Here is a 20,101-nt window from a genome sequence, read left to right on the forward strand (position 1 = left end):
CGTCAGCGGGCCTCCTCGGCCAGGGCGCGGGCGTCCTGCAGGGCGTGGGCAATGAACCGCGCGACATAAGCCATGGCCTTGGCGGCTTCGGGTGTCATGCGCGGCAGCGCCTGGAAGACGTGCACCTGATGCGGCCAGATCTGCAGTTCGCGTCTGCCCCCGGCCGTTTGGATGTCGGTGGCGAGTTGGCGCGCGTCTTCTTGCAGCATTTCGGCGCCGCCGGCCTGGATGAGGGTGGGCGGAAGCGCGGGCCCGCCGGCGACGTCGAGCGTCAGCCGCTGGTGGGTGAGGTCGACACCGCGGTGGTAAAGCCCGACCAACCGGACCGCGTTCGCCGCGCTGGTGGCGGGATCGGGGCGAATTCGTTCCCGCGCGAGCGCCAGTTCGAACGTGAGGTCGTACAAGGGAGAGAACAACACCATGGCGGCGGGGTGCTCGACCCCGGGCTGCAGCAGCAGATCGACGGACAGGTGACCGCCTGCCGAATCTCCGGCGATCACAATGTGTTTCGGCTGTAGGCCGCACGTGTCGACCAGCCAGTCCCAGCCCGCGCGGACATCGTCGGCCGCGGTGGGGAAGCGATGCTTTGGGGCGAGTCGGTAGTCGATGCAGAACACCGGAAGGCCGGTCAAGGACGAAAGCCAGGATGTCAACCGGCGGTGCGTCTTTGGCGAACACACGGCGTACCCGCTGCCGTGCACGTAGTAGATGGCTCCCGCGGTGGTCGATGAGCGCTCGGTTTCGCTGGTGGGGGTGCGCGGCCCGTAGACCCATTCCCCTTTGACGCGGCGGCCGTCGGGCAGCCTGGTGTCGACCGGTTCGACGCGGGTGCCCGCGAGCGAGGGTCCAAAGGTTCCCATGATCCTGGCGATGATCTGACGCGAGAGCCACAGCCCCCAAGCCCGCTCGGGCGGGATCACGCTGGTGATCGGCCGCAGGGTGTATCCACTTATCGCTGCCGCGCCGCGGGACCGCAATGACCCGCGAGCCGGAACGCCGCCCGTCATGCCATGCAGTCAATACCAAATGGTGACATTAGTCAATGGCAGCTTTGAGGTGCTTCGACCTCGGTCCTGACAACTGAATCCTGGCTGGACGTAGACTCTCCAGTTATGAACAAGGTTACGAGAGTCTTGTTTGCGTTGTTGCTCGGCTTCGCCGTCTCAACAACGTCGGTGAGCTGCGTACCTCCCTATTGCCCGCTCACCGGCGGCCCGGCCGTCATCTGCTAGTCGCCTGGGCGCTGACGGGTGAAATGCCCGCCGCGCGGATAAGCCACCGCTCGGCAACTCGTGGCTGGCGTTCGGCACCGCAGCAACGGTCGTATTGGTGAATCAGGTTGGGCGGTCAGAGATCTGGGACCTCAGGCGCGAAGCGCATGTTTGAGTTTGGTCCGGCGCACCGGGGTTACCGCGGTCGCGGTCAATGGTTTGCGTCTTGCTGTGGTAACCGCGCGAGCGAAGCGGTCGTCGACGTCGATGACCGCCCTCGTGTGACGGCCGCGGCGAGATTGGGAGGAGCCCGCTTGGGGGTTCCGCCACGGACGTGAGAGAAGCGCGTCCGCCATTTCGATGAGAATTCTGCAACCTCGCAGGTGAAAAGTTCAACATCCGCCACCCGCAATGAGATCTGCTGGGAGGCGATCGGTGTGCCGCGTCGGCCTTAGGGGATGGTTGCGGGAACTCTGATCACCGAGCCGCCGCCCACCGATGCCATGTCCTGCTGCTGCAAGCGGCAGCACGCGACGCAACGCTATTCGAACGCGATGACGCCGCGAATGTTCTTGCCGGCGCGCAGGTCTCGCATCGCCTCGTTGATGTCGTCAAGCTTGTATTTCTGCGTGACCAGCTCGTCGAGCTTGATCAGGCCCGCCTCGTACATCGCCAGCAGTTTCGGCATGGCCTCGCGCGGGTTCATCTCTCCGTAGAGCACGCCTTTGAACGTCTTGCATGAGCTGACCATGTCGGTGAGGACGATCGGCACCATCAGGTCGGTGATCTTGGGCATCCCGGTCAGTACACAGGTTCCGCCCTTGCGCAACAACATCATCGCCGTCATTATCATGTCCGCGGGCACGACCCCGGGTGTGAGAACAACCCGGTCGGCCATCACGCCCCAGGTGATCTCCTTGACCAGATCCAGCGCGGCACCGATGTCGACGGCGGTATGCGTGGCGCCGAATGTCGGCGCGACCTCGCGCTTGAACTCGTTGGGGTCCACGGCGACGATGTGCTTGGCGCCGGCCACTTTCGCGCCCTGCACGGCGTTCATGCCGATGCCGCCGACACCCACCACGACGACGGTATCGCCGGCTTCGGTACCCGCTGCCACCGATCCCGACCCGAATCCCGTTGTCACCCCGCAAGAGACCAGCGAGGCGGCGTCGAGGGGAATCCAGTCGTGGACTTTGACCAGCGAGCGCTCGGAGGCCACCACGTACTCGGAAAACGTGCCGACCTGCATCATGGCCATCAGGTCCTCGTCGCCGAGGTGGCGCCGGCGGGTGCCGTCGGTGGTCATCGCCTTGCTGTAGATGTCGGCGCCCACGTCGCACAGGTAGGTGTAGCCGCTGGCACACCATCGACAGTTGCCGCAGGCGGGCAGAAACGAAATCGCCACGTGGTCACCGGGCTTCAGCGTCTTCACGCCTGGGCCTACCGCCTCGACGACCCCGGAGCCCTCGTGCCCGCCGAGCATGGGGAACCATTCCGGCACCGGGAGTCCGGACGCCCGCATCATCTCTTCCATCTCGGCGGTTGGCACACTGTCACCGGTATAGAAGTGCTCATCGGAGTGACAGATCCCCGCATACGCCATTTTGACCAGCACCTCGCCCGCGTGCGGTGGGTCGAGTTCTACGTCGGTGACTTCCCAGTCCTCACCGACACCGCGCAGGACTGCTGCCTTGGATTTCATCGCGCATCTTTCGCTAGGGGCCGGTCAGGAAGCCGGCCAGCCGACAGTCTTTGTCTCGGTGAAGATCTCGAGTCCCTCGATGCCGCATTGCCGGCCCACGCCCGACTGCTTGTACCCGCCGAATGGTGCGTCTGCGCCGTACCAGAGTCCGCCGTTGATGCCGAGCGTGCCGGTTCTGATCCGACTCGCCACGGATTTGGCGCGGTCGAGGTCGTTGGCGAATACCACCCCCGACAGGCCGTAGATCGAGTCGTTGGCGATCCGCACGGCGTCGTCGTCGCCGTCGAATCCGATGACCGAGAGCACGGGCCCGAAGATCTCCTCCTGCGCGATCGTCATCTTGTTGTCGACATTGGCGAACACGGTCGGCTCGACGAAATAGCCCTTCGGCAGGTGCTTGGGCACCCCGCCGCCGGTGGCCACGCGGGCGCCTTCCTGCTTGCCCGTCTCGATGTATCCGAGGACCCGCTCGTGTTGCTTCTTGGAGACCAGCGGCCCTTGCAGTACCGAGGGATCGGTGGGATCGCCGTATTTGTTCTTTTCCATCGCGGCCTTGACGATTTCAACCGCTTCGTCGTACCGCGAGTTCGGCACCAGCAGGCGGGTGGGCATTGCGCAGCCCTGCCCGGCATGCATGCAGATGAAGGCGCTGCCGCCGACCGCGCCGCCGATGTCACCGTCTTCGTCCAAGACGAGGTAGACGGACTTGCCGCCGAGTTCGAGAAAGGTGGGTTTGACCGTCTCGGCAGCGGCGGCCATGATGCGCCTGCCGGTGGCCGTCGAACCGGTGAACGCCACCATGTCGACCAACGGTGACGTCGAAATCACCTCCCCGACAAGGTGATCAGAGGAGGGCACGATGTTGATCACGCCGGGTGGGATGTCGGTGTGTTCGGCGATGATGCGGCCGATCCTGGTGGCGTTCCAGGGCGTATCCGGGGCGGGCTTGAGCACGCAGGTGTTGCCCATCGCCAGGATGGGGCCGATTTTGTTGAGGATGATCTCGAAAGGGAAGTTCCACGGGGTGATGACACCGACGACACCGACCGGCTCTTTCCAGACCTCGCGGGCGGTGAGGCTGCCCATGCCGAACGCGTCCTTGTCGGGAAGCACACGCTTCCAGGCGAATTCGTCGATCATATCGGCGGGCCAGGTCAACGCCTCGTTGAGGGGCACGTCGAGCTGTGGCCCGTACGTGGACAACACCGGGCAGCCCACCTCGGCGACGAGTTCGGTGCGCAGCTCCTCACGTTCCGCCTCGAGCGCCGCCTGCAATTGCCGGAGTCCGGCGGCGCGCGCATCGCCGCTGCGCGACCATTCGGTGTTGTCGAACGCATTCCGCGCCGCGGCGATGGCGCGTTCCATGTCGGCGCGGGTTCCGTCGCTGGTGGCGCCGAGGACCTCTTCCGTCGCCGGGTTGATGTTGTCGAACTGTCGTCCGGTCTCCGACTCGACGAGCTTGCCGTCGATGAGCATTCGCGATTCGTGATTCACCATTGCCGGAGTTCCTTCACTGCGTCGGAGGCGCGCGGGGCGAGCGTGAGGGAGGGGATGAAACTGCTGTTGCCGCACCGGATGACGGAATGGACGACTTCGGTGAGATGTTCGGCGTCGACGAGACCGCCCAGCATGTACTTGTTTTCCATCCAGAACTTGATCGCCGATTCCAGAGCGTCTGGGTCCCAGCTTTTGTTGAACTCGGTTTGCGCGTCACCGCTGCCGCCGAGGCTGTCCCCCACCGCCAGACGGGTGAAGCCAATCTCCGGATGTTCGATGCGCCAGGCCTCGACGAGCTTGTCCAGCGCCCCCTTGGTCACCGCGTACGCGCCGAGCAACGGCCACGGGGTGGTGTAGGAGGCGCTGAGCGACGACAGGTACACGGCCGAGCCCGCCGATGCCGCCAGGTGCGGCGCGGCGGCCGCGGTGACCAGCGAGGCCCCGGTGACATTGGTGGCGAACAACTGCGCCCACTGTTCCGCGGTCATCTCGCGCAGTGGCGCCAGCACTCCCATACCGGTCGTGTACACCAGGGCGTCGAGACCGCCGAGCGCGTCGATCACCTCGGACATGGCCTTCTGGCACGCGTCGGTCGCGGTGACGTCACACGCGACGGCCACCGCGCCGTTGCCGGCGTCCTTGGCGGCCTCGACCAACCTGTCGTATCGGCGCGCCAGCAGCGCGACATGGGCGCCGCGGTGCGCCAGTCCGGTGCCGATGCAGCGGCCGAGACCGGCGGAGGCGCCGACGACCGCGACTCGCAAAGGTGGCTGTCCCGTGTCAGCCATTGTCAGACATCGAGTTTCGCGCTGACGGAGCCGAGGGTCGCGCCCGCGGTCCGTTCGAACCGGCCGTGGTCGAAGCTGCGGATCTCAACGTTGTGGTCACCGACCGCGGCGCGCAGGGCGCCCACGGTGCACTGCTGGCGGGTTCGGTGCTCGAATGGGTCGAACGAATACCACCGGCAGGCATTCTCGTAGGTGATCTTGTTGACTTCGTCGTCGGGCAGTCCGGCCATGACGAGCGCGAGCTCCTCGGCGGCCGTGGGCCACGACGAGTCGGAGTGCGGATAGTCGCATTCCCACGCGATGTTGTCGATGCCGACGTCGTGGCGCAGCTTGACACCGATCGGGTCGGCGATGAAACAGGTCAGGAAGCGCTCCCGGAAAACCTCGCTGGGCAGCCGGTCACCGAAATCCTGGCCCGTCCACAGGTGGTGCATCTCGTACGTGCGGTCGAGCCGGTCGACGAAATACGGGATCCACCCGGTGCCGCCCTCCGAGAGGGCGAACCGGACGTCGGGGAACTCCTTGATGACGCGCGACCACAGCAGGTCGGCGGCCGCCGAGCAGACGTTCATCGGTTGCAGCGTGATCATGACGTCGATGGGGGCGTTGTCCGCGGTCATCGTGATCTTGCCCGAGGACCCCAAGTGGACCGAGAGCACCGTATTGGTGTCCGAGAGCGCGCGCCACATGGGATCCCAGTACTCGTCGTGGAAGCTCGGGAAGCCGAGGGTGGCGGGGTTCTCGGTGAAGGTTACTGAGTGACAACCCTTCTCGGCATTGCGCCGGATCTCCTTGGCGCACAACTGCGGATCCCACAGGACGGGCAATCCCATGGGCAGGAACCGTCCGGGATAGGAGCCGCACCACTCGTCGATGTGCCAGTCGTTGTACGCCTGGGTGACGGCAAGGGCGAGGTCTTTATCGGGATGCGTGGCGAACAAGCGGCCCGCGAAACCGGGGAAGGACGGAAAGCACATCGACCCGAGCACACCGCCGGCGTCCATGTCCCTGACCCGCTCATGGATGTCGTAGCACCCCGGCCGCATCTCGTCGAAGGCGGTGGGCTCGATGCCGTACTCCTCGCGCGGGCGGCCCGCCACCGCGTTGAGGCCGATGTTGGGGATGATCGCGCCGTTGAAGGTCCAGACCTCCGAGCCGTCGGCTTGCCGGATCACCCGCGGCGCCTCGTCGGCGTACTTGTCCGCGACCCTGCCCTCGAACAGGTGCGGCGGCTCCACAAGATGGTCGTCGACGCTCACCAAGATCATGTCTTCGGGCTGCATGGGTCTCCTAGTGCAGATGTTGAGAGCGAGGGTATCAGGTTGTAGAGGAACAATATTCAATTGTGGAAATGTACGTTTTCACGACGGCCGCGTTCGGCCAGGGCTTGGGACAGGATGTTCACCGCCGCAATACTTTTCGGGGCTCGACGGCGAAGGAAAGCAGCAGCCGGTCGAGGACCTTGGCCGCCCGGCGGCGCGCCGTGGCCGGATTGGCGGCGTGCGCCACCAGCAGCGAGGCCTCCTCGAGCGCGGCGACGAGCATGTGCGTCAGCTCCCCGACGGGCTGGTCGTCGATGATGCCCGCCGCGATCGCCTCGCGGACCACGTCGTTGATGAGGGCGATGCTGTTGCCCTCCTGGATTTCGCGCAGCGTCTGCCAGCCCAGCACCACCGGACCGTCGACGAGGATCACCCGCTGGACGGCGGGCTCGGTTGCCGCTTCGAGAAACCCGTGCAGACCGATCGTGAGCCGCTCCCACGGGTCGACGCCGGGCGGGGGAGAGGCGATGGACCGAAGCGTGAGGTCGTTCTCGACGTCCTCGAACACGGCGCGAAACAGCTCGGCCTTGTCCTTGAAGTGGTGATAGAAGGCGCCGCGCGTGCCGACGCCCGACTTGGCCACGAGGTCACCGATGCTGGTGTTGAAGAATCCCCGTTCCACGAACAGTTCCCGGCCCGCCTCGATCAGGTCGCGCCGCGTCTGCTCGCCGCGCGCGCGTCGATCGTCGTCCGCTCCACCGCGCTGCGCCATGCCGACGATCGTAGCAACATTCATCGTGAATGTTGAGTGGCGGGGCTCCGCCGGCGTCGGTGCACGACACCGCGCGGCGGCGGGACCCCTGGTTTCAACCTCCATCCTGTATGTTGCCGGCTATGGCAGACGAGGTTCGCGCATACGGTTCGGTCGCACCGCTGAAAGTCGGCGTGCTCAACGACTATCCGACGTCCGGCGACACCGACAACGACACCGTCGCCGCGCTGCGGCTGGTGATGGACGAAGCCTATGCCTCCGGGCTGCTCGACCGGCCGATCGAACTCGTCATACGCAACGTGGTGGGCCTGCCGAACGGCACCTACCTCGCGGTCGAACGGGCCTTCGACGAGCTCGTCGCGGAAGGCTGCCTGGCGATCTTCGGCCCTTGGGTATCGGACAACGTGGTGCCGCTGCGTTCCCACGTCGATGCCACCGCGCGGGTTCCGATCCTCACCCTGTCGGGATCGGAGGGGGCGCTCGGCGAGTGGTGCTTCGCGCTGAACAACGGCTCGATGCCCGAGGAGCCGGTCATGCTGGCCGCGGTGATGATCGGCGACGCTCGGTCGCGCATCGCCATTGCCTACGAGTCGTCGCTCATCGGCAAGGAGTATCTCGCCTTCGCCCAAAGGGCCTACGATGCCGCGGGTTTGAACGTCGTTGCGACCGTGGCGATTCCCCAGGTCGAGGCCGACAAGTCCAAGACGGTCGCCGCGTTGCGCGCGTCGGAGCCCGACGCGCTGGTGCACGTCGGGTTCGGGCATGGTCTGTGGGGCTTCACCGATGCGCTGCGCGCCGCGGGCTGGGATCCGCCGCGATACACGACGACGGCGTTCGAAATGGCCCACATCAGCGCGGAGTGGATGCGGCACCTGTCCGGATGGATCGGCCTGGACAGCTACGACGAGCGCAACACCGTCGGGCAGGCCTTCCTCGACCGCTTCGAGGCGCGATACGGTCGCCGGCCGGGGCACTCGATGCCGGGCTTGTCGCACGACGCGGCCACGGTGATCGTGCGGGGCCTGGCCGCGGCGCGGCCGCTGACCGGAGAGGGGGTGAAGAACGGGATGGAGCAGGTGAAGCTCGTCCCGTCGGCCAGTGGCGCACCGGGAACGTTCCTGCGGTTCGGCCGGTTCATCCGGCAGGGCTGGCTGGGGTCCGACTACCTCATCGCCCGAAGGGTCCTGCCCGACGGCAGCGCGCACGTTTTCCACGCGGCGCCCAGCGACCACATCGCCCGCGCGGTCGCTCGCGCCTCAAGCTAGTTGGATCGCGCCGAACACCGGTGCGGTCACGATGCCGGGTGGCCGGGCAAGCACGTAGGGAATCGCGCGAACCGCGCCCATCGCGATCATCAGATGACCGGGCATGGCGTGCTGGCCCGAGGGTGCGACGCCGTCGAACCCCACGTCGAGCTGGAGTTCAAAGCTCGGCTCCCCTTGGATGACCGCGCGGATCAGCGGGGCCTTCTCGCCGGGCGCCAGCGGCGCCATGCCCCACTGGGGAAGGTCGCGGGTGAGCACCCACTCTTCGTGAATCGCCAGCAGCGGGCGGCCGGACCAGTGGCCGACCCACGAGAACCGCTGCCCGACAACCGTTCCCGCCTCGATCGTGCCGGCGGGGACCTCGATGTCGTGCGGCAGTGTAGTGGCGTCGATCGTTACGTCGATGTGGGACAGGGTGATCCCGAGGACATCGGCCGTGGCATTGAGGGCCTGGCGGTAGGCCATGTCGAGCTTCTTGATGATCGGGGAGTCAATGCTGACGTCTTCCGGCGGCCTCCCCATCCCCATCAGGTCGATGAGCATCGGCCGACTGTCCACGGCTGAAACGTCGGTGGCCTCGTAGAGGTCGATGCGGTCGATGGTCTTACTCAGCCCCGTCACGGTCGCGACGAGCCGCTCGAACATGAAACCGGGGTTCTCGCCCGCCGCGTGAAATCGTGACCCGCCCTGTCGGCACGCCGCGGCGAACGCGGATTCGGTTTCTTCGCCATAGGTGGGTAGGTGGTTGTACGACGTCGTGGTGATGACGGTGCTGCCGGCCGCGAGCAGGCGGCAGATGTCCGCGGCGTTCGTCTCGACGGTGTGGGCCTTGCTGGCCGCGTGCACGACGACATCGGCGCCCAGGGCGATGATCGCGTCTTTGTCCGCGGTCGCGATCACGCCCGTCGTCGGTGGTAGCCCGCAGAGCGCGCCCGCGTCGAGACCGGCCTTCGCCGGGTCGTACACCAGCACGCCGACCAGTTGATAATGCGGATTCTCGATCAGCTCCTGCAGCGCGGCCCGGCCGACGGCGCCGGTTGCCCATTGCACGACTCGAATGACCAATCGAATGCTCCAGGTTGCGCTTTCGGATTCTCGCGAGGTTCTGGTTCCTTCAACCTACATCATGTAGGTTTGCAACCGACAAGGTGTATGTTGGGCGGCCGTACGGGAGGTGGCACGTGGCGGAGCCTACGGTTACTGACGACATCGAGCAACGCATTCGCGAGGCGCAGGACAAGTTCAACGCCGGAATGGGCGCCGACGGCGACGCGACCCCCTACCCGCTGCTGCGTGAGCTGCGTATGAAGGCGGCCGTTCATCCGGGCTGGCCGGAGATGGGCGTTCCCGAGGACGGGCCCGACGGCGCGAAGACGTTCACGGCGTACTCGTTCGACGCGGTTAAAGCCGTCTTCACCGACAACATCACGTTCAGCACCCGGATCTATGAGGACGTCGTGCGACCGTTGCAAGGACCGACGATCCTGGAGATGCAGGAACCCGAGCACGCCACCTACCGCAGGTTGCACGAATTCGCGTTTGCCAGGTCGTCGATGAAACGCTGGGACACCGAACTCGTTGGGCCCCTCGTGGATCGCACGATCGCGAAAATCCGCGACGACAAACGCGCCGACCTGGTCACTGCGGTGTTCATGCCCATCCCGGTCCGGATCATCGCCGCCCTGCTCGGGTTGCCCGAATCCGACATCGGTGAGTTCCACCGGCTGGCGATCGACCTGCTGGGCTTTCGCGCCGACATGGAAACCGCGTTGCGGGCCTCGGCGGAGATGAAGGAGTACTTCGTCGGAATCCTTGCCGACCGGCGAAAGTCGCCGAAGGATGACATGGTGACCATCCTGTCCCAGGCCGAAATCGACGGGGTCAGGATGTCGGACGAACAAATCTACGGATTCATGCGCAACCTCCTGCCCGCGGGCGCGGAGACCACGTCGCGCTCGACGGCCAGCCTCGCGTTCGGCCTGTTGACCCACACCGACCAACTCGATGCGGTGCGCGCCGACCGCAGCCTGCTGCCGCAGGCGATCGAGGAGGGCATCCGGTGGGAGACGCCGCTGCTCAACTTCATCCGTGAGGTCACCGCCGACACCGATTTCTTCGGGCGCCATATCCCGAAGGGCTCGACGATGGTGGTCAACCTCGGCAGCGCCAACCATGACGAAACACGATGGGAGGACGCCGAGTCCTTCGACATCTTCCGGGAACGCAAGCCGCACATCGGGTTCGGCCACGGCGCCCATGTGTGCTTGGGAATGCACCTGGCGCGGTTGGAGAGCACCAAGATCTTCAACGCGCTGCTCGACGAACTGCCGGGGCTGCGGCTCGACCCCGAGGCCCCGCCGCCCTACGTGACCGGCACGATGTTCCGCTCGCCACCCCGCCTCGACGTGGTGTGGGATTAGAGGAGATCGCCTGACATGACTCGCGTGATCCAGTGGGCGACCGGGGTGACCGGCACGATGTCGCTGCGCCACGTCTTGAGCCGGCCGGACCTGGAACTGGTCGGCGTGCGGGTGTACGACGCGGCAAAAGCCGGGGCGGACGCGGGCACGCTGTGCGGGCTGCCGCAAGCAAGAGTGCTCGCGTCTGACGATCGCGACACCATCATCGGCACCAATGCGGACGTGGTGCTCTACATGGGCAAAGTGGAGACCGACACGCCGGGCTGTTTCGCCGATGTCTGTGATCTGTTGGCCTCGGGCAAGAATGTGATAGCCACCGGCAGCCGGTTTGTCCATCCCCGTTCCCTGCACGAATCGCTGGCGGACGGCATCGAAACAGCTTGCCGTGCAGGCAATTCATCGTTTCTCGGCCTGGGCCTGTACCCGGGCTTCGTCGCCGAGTCGCTCGCGCCGGTCCTGTCCCGGCTGACCGAGCGCACCGAGCGGATCAGCGTGCGGGAGGTGCTGAACTACTCGACCTACGCGAGCCATGATCTGATCTTCAACGCGATGGGTTTCGGTCATGCGCCGGATGATCCGACGCCGTTGTTGGCCAACAAAGAGTATGCGGCGAGCGCATGGATCGGCAGCGCGACGGTCCTTGCGCAGGCGCTCGGACTCGGTATCCGGTCCGTCGAGGGGTTCCGCGAGGTCGTGACGACACCGAGGGCGCTGACGGTGGCCGCTGGGGAGATTCCGGCAGGGACCGTGGGCGCCATGCGCTTCGGCGTCGTGGTCGACTGCGGCGAAACGATACTCGCCGTCGAACACCTCACCAGGATGGCCGACGACCTGGCCCCCGACTGGCCGACGGAGATCGGTTATGCGGTGACGTTTGAGGGCAAGCCCAACATGACCCTTCAACTCGTGATCGGCTCCCACGGGGACGATCACGCCGAACAGGGCTGTCTGGCCACCGCCATGCACGCCATCAACGCCATCCCCGCCGTGATCGCGGCTGAGCCGGGATTCTACGACTTGTCGACGATCACGCCGTTCGTCGCGCACTGGACTGAGCGCGGCGTCGTGCCCACGACATAGGCGCTTGCCCCCACATCCACCGCGACCCCCGCGAGGAGACTGAGTGTTCAAATCGATTGACTTCCAGGTCCTTCGCGAGACGCCGTCCCTCGCCCATTACCGGCGCGAATGGGTCCCGAGCCCCGGGATGGGGCTGTCGGGAATCTGGCTCGGCGCAGTCGTCGCCGACGCATCCGGTCAGAACTACTGGGGGGTGCGGGGATGCGACGACTTCCTCACCGGAATGACTCACGTCGTGTCTCCGGTGTGCGGATTTCGATCACTACCGAAAGACCTTGGCATCGACGCGCCTCACCTCTACCCTGAGTACTCGACGCTCGATTGGTTCGAACCGTTGCAGTACGTCGACGACGGCGGGAGCGTGCGGCTGTCGTATCCAAGCGGCCGGATCGAACGCGATGCCAACGGCTTTCACTGGTATGACGCCAGCAATCGTTGGGAGATCCACGGGCGGACGGTCAGCGACATCGTCCTCACGCACGTGCCTGCGCAGGACGGCATCGACGACGACGTCTACTACCGCCACGAGCTGATGTACGCCACGGGCACGGTGGACGGTGTCGAAGTGTCCGGCTACGCGCATCAGGACTTCGCGTACGGGCCGCCGGGAAAGGTGTACACCGAACTCCCCATCGCCCGGCACCTCCAGGGCATGTGGGTGTCCTGGTTGCACGAGCTCGACGACGGGCAGCTGGGCGGCGGCAGCTTCTGGCAGGGGCGCGAAGGTGTGGCCTTCGGCCCGGGCTATCAGCTCAAAGACGGTGTCACCACGGTGCACAAGGACATCACCACGGATCCGACGTTCAACGAAGCCGGGCGGATGGCCACGCTGGACGTGACTATCGGCGCCGATTCGTACAGTTTCGCGTTCGAATCCAGCGGCAGCCCGCTGCACGTGTTCGGTCCCGTGTCAAGCACCTCGTCGGGTGTGCAGCCGGCCCGCAGTTGGTGCTGGGTCGAATACAGCGGGAATATGCTGACCCCGGAATTGCTCGACGCGGCCACGGCCGTGTTCAAGCTGGCGCGCGGGCTCGACTGGCGATGTTGAATCAGATGAAGTCCGATCCGCCGTCGACGTTGACGGTGGCCCCTGTCACGTAGCCGTTTCGTCGTGACGCCAGATAGGCGGTGAGGGAGGCGATCTCTTCGGGCAACCCGGCACGGCCGATGTCACAGGGATGGCCGTAGGTCTTCTCGACCCACGTCATCACGTGCCTCGGATCCGATGAATCCAGCCCGTCGGCGACAAGCACCTCCCGCAAGGTCTCGGTGAAACTGGCCGTCACGATGGTTCCGGGGCAGACACAGTTGACCAGTATCCCCTCGGCGCCAAGGCTTTTCGACAGGTTCTTGGTAAAGCTCGACAGTGCCGATTTGGCGGCGGTGTAGGCGACCAGGCGCGAGCTCTGGCGCTGGATCGAGTGCGCCGAGAGTGTGACGATGCGAGCCCAATCCGCGGATCGCAACATGGGCAGTGCGGCCCGCACCGAGCGCACGGCGGACAACGTGCCGAGGTCGAAGGCGGCGTGCCAGTCGTCGTCGAGGTCTTCGAATGCGCCGGCGCTCGGGCCGACGGTGTGCACCAGGACATTCAGGCTGTCCCAGGTATGACCGATGGACGCGAACGCCGATGTGATGGACTCGGCATCGGACATGTCGACGCTGATGGTCAGGACTTCGGGGGCGCCCGCGCTGCGGATTCGCCGCGCAGCGGAGTCCAACGCGGTCCGGCCGCGCGCCATGATCGCCACCGAAGCACCCTCCGCGCCGAGACTCTCGGCGATCGCCAGGCCCATTCCCTTGCTGCCCCCGGTGACCACCGCCGTCGCACCGTCGAAACCCAGGTCCATCGAGTCGTCCTTTCTTTACCGGTTGCCGGTGAATGCCTGCTGGCCCTCGATGATTCGGGGTGCCAGGTGAACGATCTCGCTGACCACGGTGGGATTGGCGCGCGAAATGGCGACGAGGGAAAGCATGGCATGGGCCACGTCCTCGACGGTGGACATCTCGTCAGGGATCTGGCCCCCGTGCTCCCAGGACCGGTAGAGATCGGCCAGCAGGTCACGGTCGGCCCCGCGCAGGATCTCGGTGTCACAAGTGGGGCCAACGCTGACCCGGATCACGGCGATCTCGGGGTGTTCGGCCCGCCAGCTGCGTAGGATCTCGTCGAGCGCGGCCTTGCTCGCATGGTAGGCCGCCACACCCGCACGCGGGCGCCCCACGTCGTGGCTCGACGCGACGACGACCGTGGCGTTGTCGGCCAAATGGGGGAGGGCCGTCCGCAGTACGTGGGAGGCACCCACGGCATTGACGGCGTACGCGTGCAGCCACGTCTGTACATCGGTGTCTTCGATCAACGCGAATGGCACCACGGCACTGGTGAATACGACAGCGTCGAGCTTTCCGAAGTGGGCGGCGACGGCGTTGACGACGGATTCGATGGCGCGCGGATCGGACACGTCGAGCTCGTGTGCCGATCCGCCGAGCCGATCGGCCAGCTCCGACAGGCGGTCCACCCGCCGTGCGGCGAGGGCCACCGCCGCGCCCCGGGAGTGGGCGGCCAGCGCCAGCGCCTGTCCGATGCCCGAAGACGCCCCGATGATCAACATCCGCGTCCCCGCGATGTTGGAGTGCCGGTCGCTCATACTCTGCTTCCTTCGCGTGATTTCATGATTGACGGCTGCGCTGACGCTACCCAATCCTCGCATGTGAGAATTGTCATTCTCGGTCGGGGTATCGGCCTGGCCCGGCGAAAGCTTGTTTACGGCGGACGAAAACACATATTCTCGACGGGTTGGGTCCCGGAGGCTGACGATTGACAAACGCAAAACCAGCCCGCACCACGAGTGCGGGAGATCTGGCTACGCTACGGGCGAGGCCGGCATGACGAACACCGTTGACTCGGCCAGTGAATCGGCTGCAGTCGGGCCCATGGACACGGGCATCGGCGGTTTGTCATGGCCGTCTAGGGTCGGATGGGGATTGTTCGTTGTCGCCTACCTGGCCTTTGCGGTCGTAACGGTCGCGACTGTCCAGTCGGGCACTCACGGGGATGCCCGCACGGCAAACCCCACTCCAGGCGCGGCGCCCTATCCGCCGTTCCTCGGCTTCGATAACTGGCCACTGGTCGTGGCGCTGAGTTCCATCCCCCTGGCGATCGGTCTGATCGCAACGTTGGTGTGGCTCTCGGTGCGACGCCGCAAGGTGCATTGGGCGGTGGTGATCGCGTTCGCCGGTCTGATCACCGGCGCGCTGGATCCATTGGCCAACTGGGCGACATTCGCCATTTTCGATCCGCGCATGCTGCACTTCCCGCCGTCGTGGCCGTATATGAACATTGCGCCGAATCTCGAGCCCGCCCTGTCGTTCCTCGGCGGCTACGCGGCCTATTACCTCCTCAGTGGGCTGGGAATCCTGCAACTGCACGAGCGCTTCGTGGATCCGATGGTCCCGCGCACCAGTTGGCTTGCGCGTCACCGCCTTGCCGCGGTCTTCCTGGGCGCGTTCCTCATCGCGATACCGGTCAACACGCTCGTCCAGTTCACCTGGTTGAGATTCGGCATCTTTTACTACTCCGAGGCGGTCGGGCCCACCCTGCAAATCGGCCACATCCATTTCCCACTCGTCATGGCGGTGTACGACTCGTTTATTTTCGCGATGGTCGCCGTCATGTGCGTCCGTGACGACGGCGGAGAGCTGGTGCTGATCACCCGGATCTGCCGCCAACTTCTGGCGCCCCCTGGCCGCACCAAGGTCACGTTGACACGCCAGCTCCTCGTTTCGGCTGCAGTGGGTCTGGTGTCGTTCGCCATACCGCTGGCGGTGCTGGCCGGCCTGCGCGCCGCGGGGCTGTCCTCACCCGCGTATGAGCAAAACCCGTATCCGAATGTCAAGGTATACGACCCCTACGGGCACCTTGAGGAATCGGGCAAGCCGGGACCGTTCTACAAATGAGTTGGATGACGGACAACGCCTGCGGCCCCTATCGCGTCGCCCATATCGGGACGGGTCTCACAGGAAGAGAAGCGTTACGGGCCACGATTCTTGACCCTGCACTGGATCTCGTCGGCGTAAAGGTCTCAACGCCGAGCAAGGTTGGAACTGATGCGGGCCTGCTGTGCGGTGTCGAGGCCGTCGGAGTGACGGCAACAGGCGACATGGCGGAAATCATTGCGCTAAAACCTGATTGCGTATCCTACTGCGCGACGGCGGTCCGCCGCGAGGAAGACGCCATCGCGGATATCGCCGCGCTGCTGGAATCGGGGATCAATGTCGTGACGATCTCGACGATTCCGATGGTGTACCCGGATGCCGCGCCGCAGCACTGGCGTGCAACGCTCGATTCAGCCACCCAAAAGGGCCGTTCGACGTTCTATGCGACCGGTAGTGAGCCCGGGTTCATCAGCCTCAACCTTCCTACCGCGCTGCTTTCTGGCGCGGGTGCCGTGGATTCGTATCGTATGGATGAATACGCGGTCGACTTGGACAAGGCCTATCCCATTTGGGATGTGCTGCATGAGTCGATGGGATTCGGCAAGCCCGACGGCCACGTCCCGGTCCGCATAGCCTCGGGCAAGGTAAATCACGACTGGGAGACGGTCGTGCGCTATATCGCGGACCTGCTCGGCATCGAACTCGACGGTGTAGAACTCGACTGGGAGACATTGCTCGCTCCGGTCGATCTACCAACGGCCCTCGGCGTGGTGCCGGCGGGTACGATCTGCGGGCACCGCTGGCAGCTGGCCGGAGTGGCCGACGACCGAAAAGTGGTGGCCGTGCAATACTTCGCGACCGTGAGTTCGACCCCGTGGCCCGAGCACTGGCCCAAGCCTTCGCGCGAGGGACAGGGCGGCATGGTTTTTCGTGTCGAAGGCGACCCCAGTATGAGCCTGGAACTGTACTTGGAACAGTCGAGGGAAAGCCGCACCAACCCGGGAATCACGGCCACCGCCATGGCCGCGGTGAACGCCATTCCATGTGTGGTGGGCGCGCCGCCTGGCATCATCGAATCACCGTTGGCCGGAACTGGAATCGTTAGTCGACTCTCCCGCACGCGACGGTGACCGTCTTCGCGCTGCTACACGGCGGGCTGCATTACGGCTCCTGCTGGGATGCGGTCTCCGCAGAGCTGGAGCGGCGAGTCCATCGCGCGGTCGCGCCGGACCTCCCGGTCGATGACGATTCGGCGGGAGCGCTGAAATGGGCGCAAGTGGCGATCGATGCGATCGAGCGAGAAGTTGACAGCGCTTCCGAGGATGTTGTCGTTGTCGCACACTCGATCTCGGGACTCTGCGCACCCGTCATCGCCACCTTGTACCCGGTGCGCCACATGGTTTTCGTCGGCGGGCTCCTGCCCGTCCCCGGCCAATCGTTCGCCGAACACCTTGGCGCCAACCCCGACGCGATCACCTTTCCCGAACCGCAAGAGCATGGTGACGGCCCGTTCGGCCTCACCTGGGAGGCGGTCCGGGAAGGTTTCTACCATGACTGCCCGGAAGTATTGGCACGCCGCGCATTTGACGAACTGAGGCACCAATCATTCACCGCGTTCACCGAGAGCTGTCCGATCGACCGCTGGCCCGATACGCCGTCGACCTACGTTCTCATGCGGCACGACCGCGCGGTGGGGGAGTCGTGGGCCAGGCGCAATGCGGTCGACAGGATTGGCGCGTCCATTGTCGAATTGGACGGCGGCCACTCGCCCTTCTTTGCCCGCCCGGCCGAGCTGAGTGCGGTCCTCCTCAGGTTGGCGACTCCGACATGATTGGACATTGATGAGCACAAACATGGCCGATGGGCAACCGGTCACCCCTTAGCGGCGCGCCAGCAGTCCGCTGAGCTGCTGCGCGAGCTGCGACTTCTTGACCTTTCCGGTCGCGGTGAAAGGGAGATCTTGCTTCGCGGTGACCCAGATGAACTTCGGCACCTTGTATGCCGACAGCCGGTCACGCAGCTGCGCGCGCAAGGACTCGCCGTCAAGCACCGATTCGCCGCGCGGGACTACGGCCGCCGCGACCACCGTCCCGTGCTCGTCGCTCTCGGCGCCGACCACGTATGCCTCCAGCACGCCGTCGCAGTCGGCCAGCGCCTGCTCGACTTCGCTCGGTGTGACGTTGGTGCCGCCACCCGTCTTGATCAGATCGCCCAACCGACCGGTGAACCTGATCCAACCGTCGTCGTACTCGACGCCGCAATCGCCCGTCCGGTAGTAGCCGTCAGCGGTGAACACCTCCTCACGCTCACGTTTGTGCAGGCGTTGCATCAACGAGTATCCGCGAACCCAGATTTCGCCGGGCGTGCCGATGGGCGCCGGCTGACCCGTGTCAGGGTCGACCAGCACATGGTGCAGCCCTTCGATTGGCAGACCGCCGGTTTCGGACCGATCGGGCGGCTGCGGCAGATATGGGTCGACCCCGATGTGATTGCCACACAGCTCCGTCATTCCCAGGCCGCTAGAGCCCTTTGGCCGACGCTGGGGTGGCACCATCGCGGGCATGCTGGTGCGTTGCACCGAACTAAGATCGCGTGCGGGAAAATCGGGGTGCTCGGCCAAAGTCTTGCCCTGCTGCGGCCAGCCCAACGCGATTGTCGCGCGGTGGCGCTCCATGAGTTCTAGCGCCTCGGCCGCGTCGAACGCGGGCTGGGTGACCAGTGTCGCGCCATGGTGGATCACCGCGAGTAGTCCTGTGATCAGCCCTCCCACCCAGAAGAAGGGCATGGCGGTGAACATCACGTCATCCTGGGTGACGCCGTACATGAACGTGAGGTTGTAGGTATGCCGTACGAGTGTGCCCTGGCTGTGCACGGGCCCCTTTGGGTCGCCGGTACTGCCCGAGGTATAGATGATGGTCACGTCATCGGCTGGCGTTACGCACAATTCCACATCGACCAGGAAGTCGGCGTCGTCGACCGACATCTCGCCATCACCGTCGATCGCTGTCATCCATGGCTGATCGGATGGTCCCCACACCGCAACGGTCCGCAGGAACGGCGCTTTTCGTACCGCGATGCGGCCGGGCTCGCGCTGAGCGGATAACCCCGGCAGCGCTTCCTGCAGTCGGGCGACGAAATCGTGATTGCGGAATCGCGACCACGCCAGGATCGCCCGCAGGTCAGCATGGCGTGCGGTCCAGGCGAGTTCGGACGCCTTATAGAACGTATTGAGGGGCACCGCGACTGCGCCGATGCGTGTGGCGGCAAACCAGGCCAACGCCCAATCGACGCTGTTCGGCATCAAGATCCCGACGTGATCACCCTTGCTTATACCCGCTGACAACAGGGCAATCGCCAGCGCAGCCGAGCGGCGGTCAAGGTCGGCGTAGGTCAACTCGTGGCCATCGGCGATGAGGAACGGCTTGTCCCCGAAACGTGCCGCGGAGGATCTCACTAGAGCGGGAATCGTGGGCAAGATATTCGGGAAGGGCATGAGCGCAGGATAGTAGGCTTTGCAGAAAACGAGAACAAAGGTTCTCATTCGCCTCTTTCGGCCTACAATTTCGCCATGGCCACAGAAGCCGGACGTCGGCCCAGTGCCGATCGTTTGGACCGGGTGGAATCGAGTCTCGCGATCACTCAGCTGCCCAGTAGATACGCCATGGCCCTCGACGCCCGGGATCTCGACACGCTGGTGGCGCTGTTCGTCGACGATGTCGACGCCGGCGCGGAGGGGCGCGGCAGCGACGCGCTGAAGCGTTGGTACGACCGGGTGCTTCGGCGGTTCTACCGCAGCATCCATCTGATCTGCGGCCACCAGTTCGACTTCGTCGACGCTGACCACGCGACGGGATCTGTGTATTGCCGCGCCGAACACGAGGACGGCGACGGGTGGTTTGTGATCACGATGCGTTACGACGACGTCTACGAGCGCCGAAACGGCCAGTGGTGCTTTGTCAAGCGGCGGGAGCATCCTTGGTACTCGGTCGACGTGACGGAGCGCCCGGGTCCGGAGTTCATGCGCTGGCCGACCGACGTTCGGTTGCGCGCAGCCATGCCCCAGCGCATGCCGACGTGGCGGGCCTTCTGGGCCGACGGAGACCCCGCGCTGCCCGAGCGGCTATCGGCGCGCCCATAGCACGTGGCGCCGCCCGCCACGGTTTACAAT

At 65.3% G+C, this 20,101-nt stretch carries 18 protein-coding genes; 8 read left to right on the top strand and 10 right to left on the bottom strand.

Annotated elements, in window-relative coordinates:
- Positions 1-2 precede the first annotated feature (2 nt).
- The 6 genes from W7U_RS04520 to W7U_RS04545 all read right to left on the bottom strand — a co-directional run bounded on the left by W7U_RS04520 (position 3) and on the right by W7U_RS04545 (position 7,235).
- The gene (locus tag W7U_RS04520; protein WP_008255325.1) at positions 3-1,007 is read right to left on the bottom strand and encodes an alpha/beta hydrolase; all 1,005 of its coding nucleotides are present in this window, start codon (positions 1,005-1,007) and stop codon (positions 3-5) included.
- Between the two features lie 745 nt (positions 1,008-1,752).
- Positions 1,753-2,916, bottom strand: a complete 1,164-nt coding sequence (locus W7U_RS04525; protein WP_008255327.1) for an NDMA-dependent alcohol dehydrogenase — start codon at positions 2,914-2,916, stop codon at positions 1,753-1,755.
- 24 nt (positions 2,917-2,940) lie between these two features.
- The gene (locus W7U_RS04530) at positions 2,941-4,413 is read right to left on the bottom strand and encodes an aldehyde dehydrogenase family protein (RefSeq protein WP_008255330.1); all 1,473 of its coding nucleotides are present in this window, start codon (positions 4,411-4,413) and stop codon (positions 2,941-2,943) included.
- The gene (locus tag W7U_RS04535) at positions 4,407-5,201 is read right to left on the bottom strand and encodes an SDR family oxidoreductase (protein WP_036428705.1); all 795 of its coding nucleotides are present in this window, start codon (positions 5,199-5,201) and stop codon (positions 4,407-4,409) included. Before W7U_RS04535 ends, W7U_RS04530 begins: the two co-directional genes overlap by 7 nt.
- Positions 5,202-5,203: 2 nt before the next feature.
- Positions 5,204-6,484, bottom strand: coding sequence for an amidohydrolase family protein (locus W7U_RS04540; RefSeq protein WP_008255337.1), 1,281 nt, complete (start codon positions 6,482-6,484; stop codon positions 5,204-5,206).
- A gap of 118 nt (positions 6,485-6,602) precedes the next feature.
- On the bottom strand, positions 6,603-7,235 hold the full coding sequence (locus W7U_RS04545) for a TetR/AcrR family transcriptional regulator (RefSeq protein WP_008255339.1): 633 nt from the start codon (positions 7,233-7,235) through the stop codon (positions 6,603-6,605).
- A gap of 122 nt (positions 7,236-7,357) precedes the next feature.
- Between W7U_RS04545 and W7U_RS04550 the strand changes: the two genes are divergently transcribed.
- Positions 7,358-8,500 (top strand): ABC transporter substrate-binding protein, encoded by a 1,143-nt coding sequence (locus W7U_RS04550; RefSeq protein WP_008255341.1) that lies wholly within the window; start codon positions 7,358-7,360, stop codon positions 8,498-8,500.
- On the opposite strand, the gene W7U_RS04555 is transcribed toward W7U_RS04550, so the two are convergent.
- Positions 8,492-9,550: a hypothetical protein gene (locus tag W7U_RS04555; RefSeq protein ID WP_008255343.1), complete on the bottom strand. Its 1,059-nt coding sequence runs from the start codon at positions 9,548-9,550 to the stop codon at positions 8,492-8,494. The two genes, W7U_RS04550 and W7U_RS04555, sit on opposite strands and share 9 nt — an antisense overlap.
- 131 nt (positions 9,551-9,681) lie before the next feature.
- On the opposite strand from W7U_RS04555, the gene W7U_RS04560 reads away from it, so the two are divergent.
- The 3 genes from W7U_RS04560 to W7U_RS04570 are packed head-to-tail and all read left to right on the top strand — an operon-like array spanning position 9,682 to position 13,048.
- The gene (locus W7U_RS04560; RefSeq protein ID WP_008255345.1) at positions 9,682-10,920 is read left to right on the top strand and encodes a cytochrome P450; all 1,239 of its coding nucleotides are present in this window, start codon (positions 9,682-9,684) and stop codon (positions 10,918-10,920) included.
- Between the two features lie 15 nt (positions 10,921-10,935).
- On the top strand, positions 10,936-12,000 hold the full coding sequence (locus tag W7U_RS04565; protein WP_008255346.1) for a dihydrodipicolinate reductase: 1,065 nt from the start codon (positions 10,936-10,938) through the stop codon (positions 11,998-12,000).
- A 43-nt stretch (positions 12,001-12,043) separates the two neighbouring features.
- On the top strand, positions 12,044-13,048 hold the full coding sequence (locus W7U_RS04570) for a hypothetical protein (RefSeq protein WP_008255349.1): 1,005 nt from the start codon (positions 12,044-12,046) through the stop codon (positions 13,046-13,048).
- Between the two features lies 1 nt (position 13,049).
- Here the strand turns inward: W7U_RS04570 and W7U_RS04575 are convergent, their stop codons facing one another.
- Together W7U_RS04575 and W7U_RS04580 are read right to left on the bottom strand one after the other, a co-directional pair.
- Entirely contained in the window at positions 13,050-13,850 is an 801-nt protein-coding gene (locus tag W7U_RS04575) for an SDR family oxidoreductase (RefSeq protein WP_008255351.1), read from the bottom strand.
- 15 nt (positions 13,851-13,865) lie between these two features.
- A complete protein-coding gene (locus W7U_RS04580; RefSeq protein ID WP_008255352.1) occupies positions 13,866-14,645 on the bottom strand; it encodes an SDR family oxidoreductase in 780 nt (259 codons plus the stop codon).
- A 70-nt stretch (positions 14,646-14,715) separates the two neighbouring features.
- Here W7U_RS04580 and W7U_RS04585 point away from each other — a divergent pair, with 70 nt between their 5' ends.
- From W7U_RS04585 to W7U_RS04595, 3 genes are read left to right on the top strand one after another with little or no spacing between them, the layout of a single operon-like run.
- Entirely contained in the window at positions 14,716-15,954 is a 1,239-nt protein-coding gene (locus tag W7U_RS04585) for a spirocyclase AveC family protein (RefSeq protein WP_232536701.1), read from the top strand.
- Positions 15,955-15,959: 5 nt separating this feature from the next.
- On the top strand, positions 15,960-17,063 hold the full coding sequence (locus tag W7U_RS04590) for a dihydrodipicolinate reductase (protein WP_232536700.1): 1,104 nt from the start codon (positions 15,960-15,962) through the stop codon (positions 17,061-17,063).
- Positions 17,060-17,764, top strand: coding sequence for an alpha/beta hydrolase (locus tag W7U_RS04595; RefSeq protein WP_008255357.1), 705 nt, complete (start codon positions 17,060-17,062; stop codon positions 17,762-17,764). The genes W7U_RS04590 and W7U_RS04595 overlap by 4 nt, the downstream gene beginning before the upstream one ends.
- A 48-nt stretch (positions 17,765-17,812) precedes the next feature.
- Here W7U_RS04595 and W7U_RS04600 read toward each other — a convergent pair whose 3' ends face one another.
- The gene (locus W7U_RS04600; RefSeq protein ID WP_036428711.1) at positions 17,813-19,426 is read right to left on the bottom strand and encodes a class I adenylate-forming enzyme family protein; all 1,614 of its coding nucleotides are present in this window, start codon (positions 19,424-19,426) and stop codon (positions 17,813-17,815) included.
- Between the two features lie 114 nt (positions 19,427-19,540).
- Between W7U_RS04600 and W7U_RS04605 the strand changes: the two genes are divergently transcribed.
- Positions 19,541-20,071: a nuclear transport factor 2 family protein gene (locus tag W7U_RS04605; protein WP_036428713.1), complete on the top strand. Its 531-nt coding sequence runs from the start codon at positions 19,541-19,543 to the stop codon at positions 20,069-20,071.
- Positions 20,072-20,101 lie beyond the last annotated feature (30 nt).

Origin of the sequence: Mycobacterium sp. H4Y, from assembly GCF_000364405.1 — a bacterium.
GTDB lineage: Bacteria > Actinomycetota > Actinomycetes > Mycobacteriales > Mycobacteriaceae > Mycobacterium > Mycobacterium intracellulare.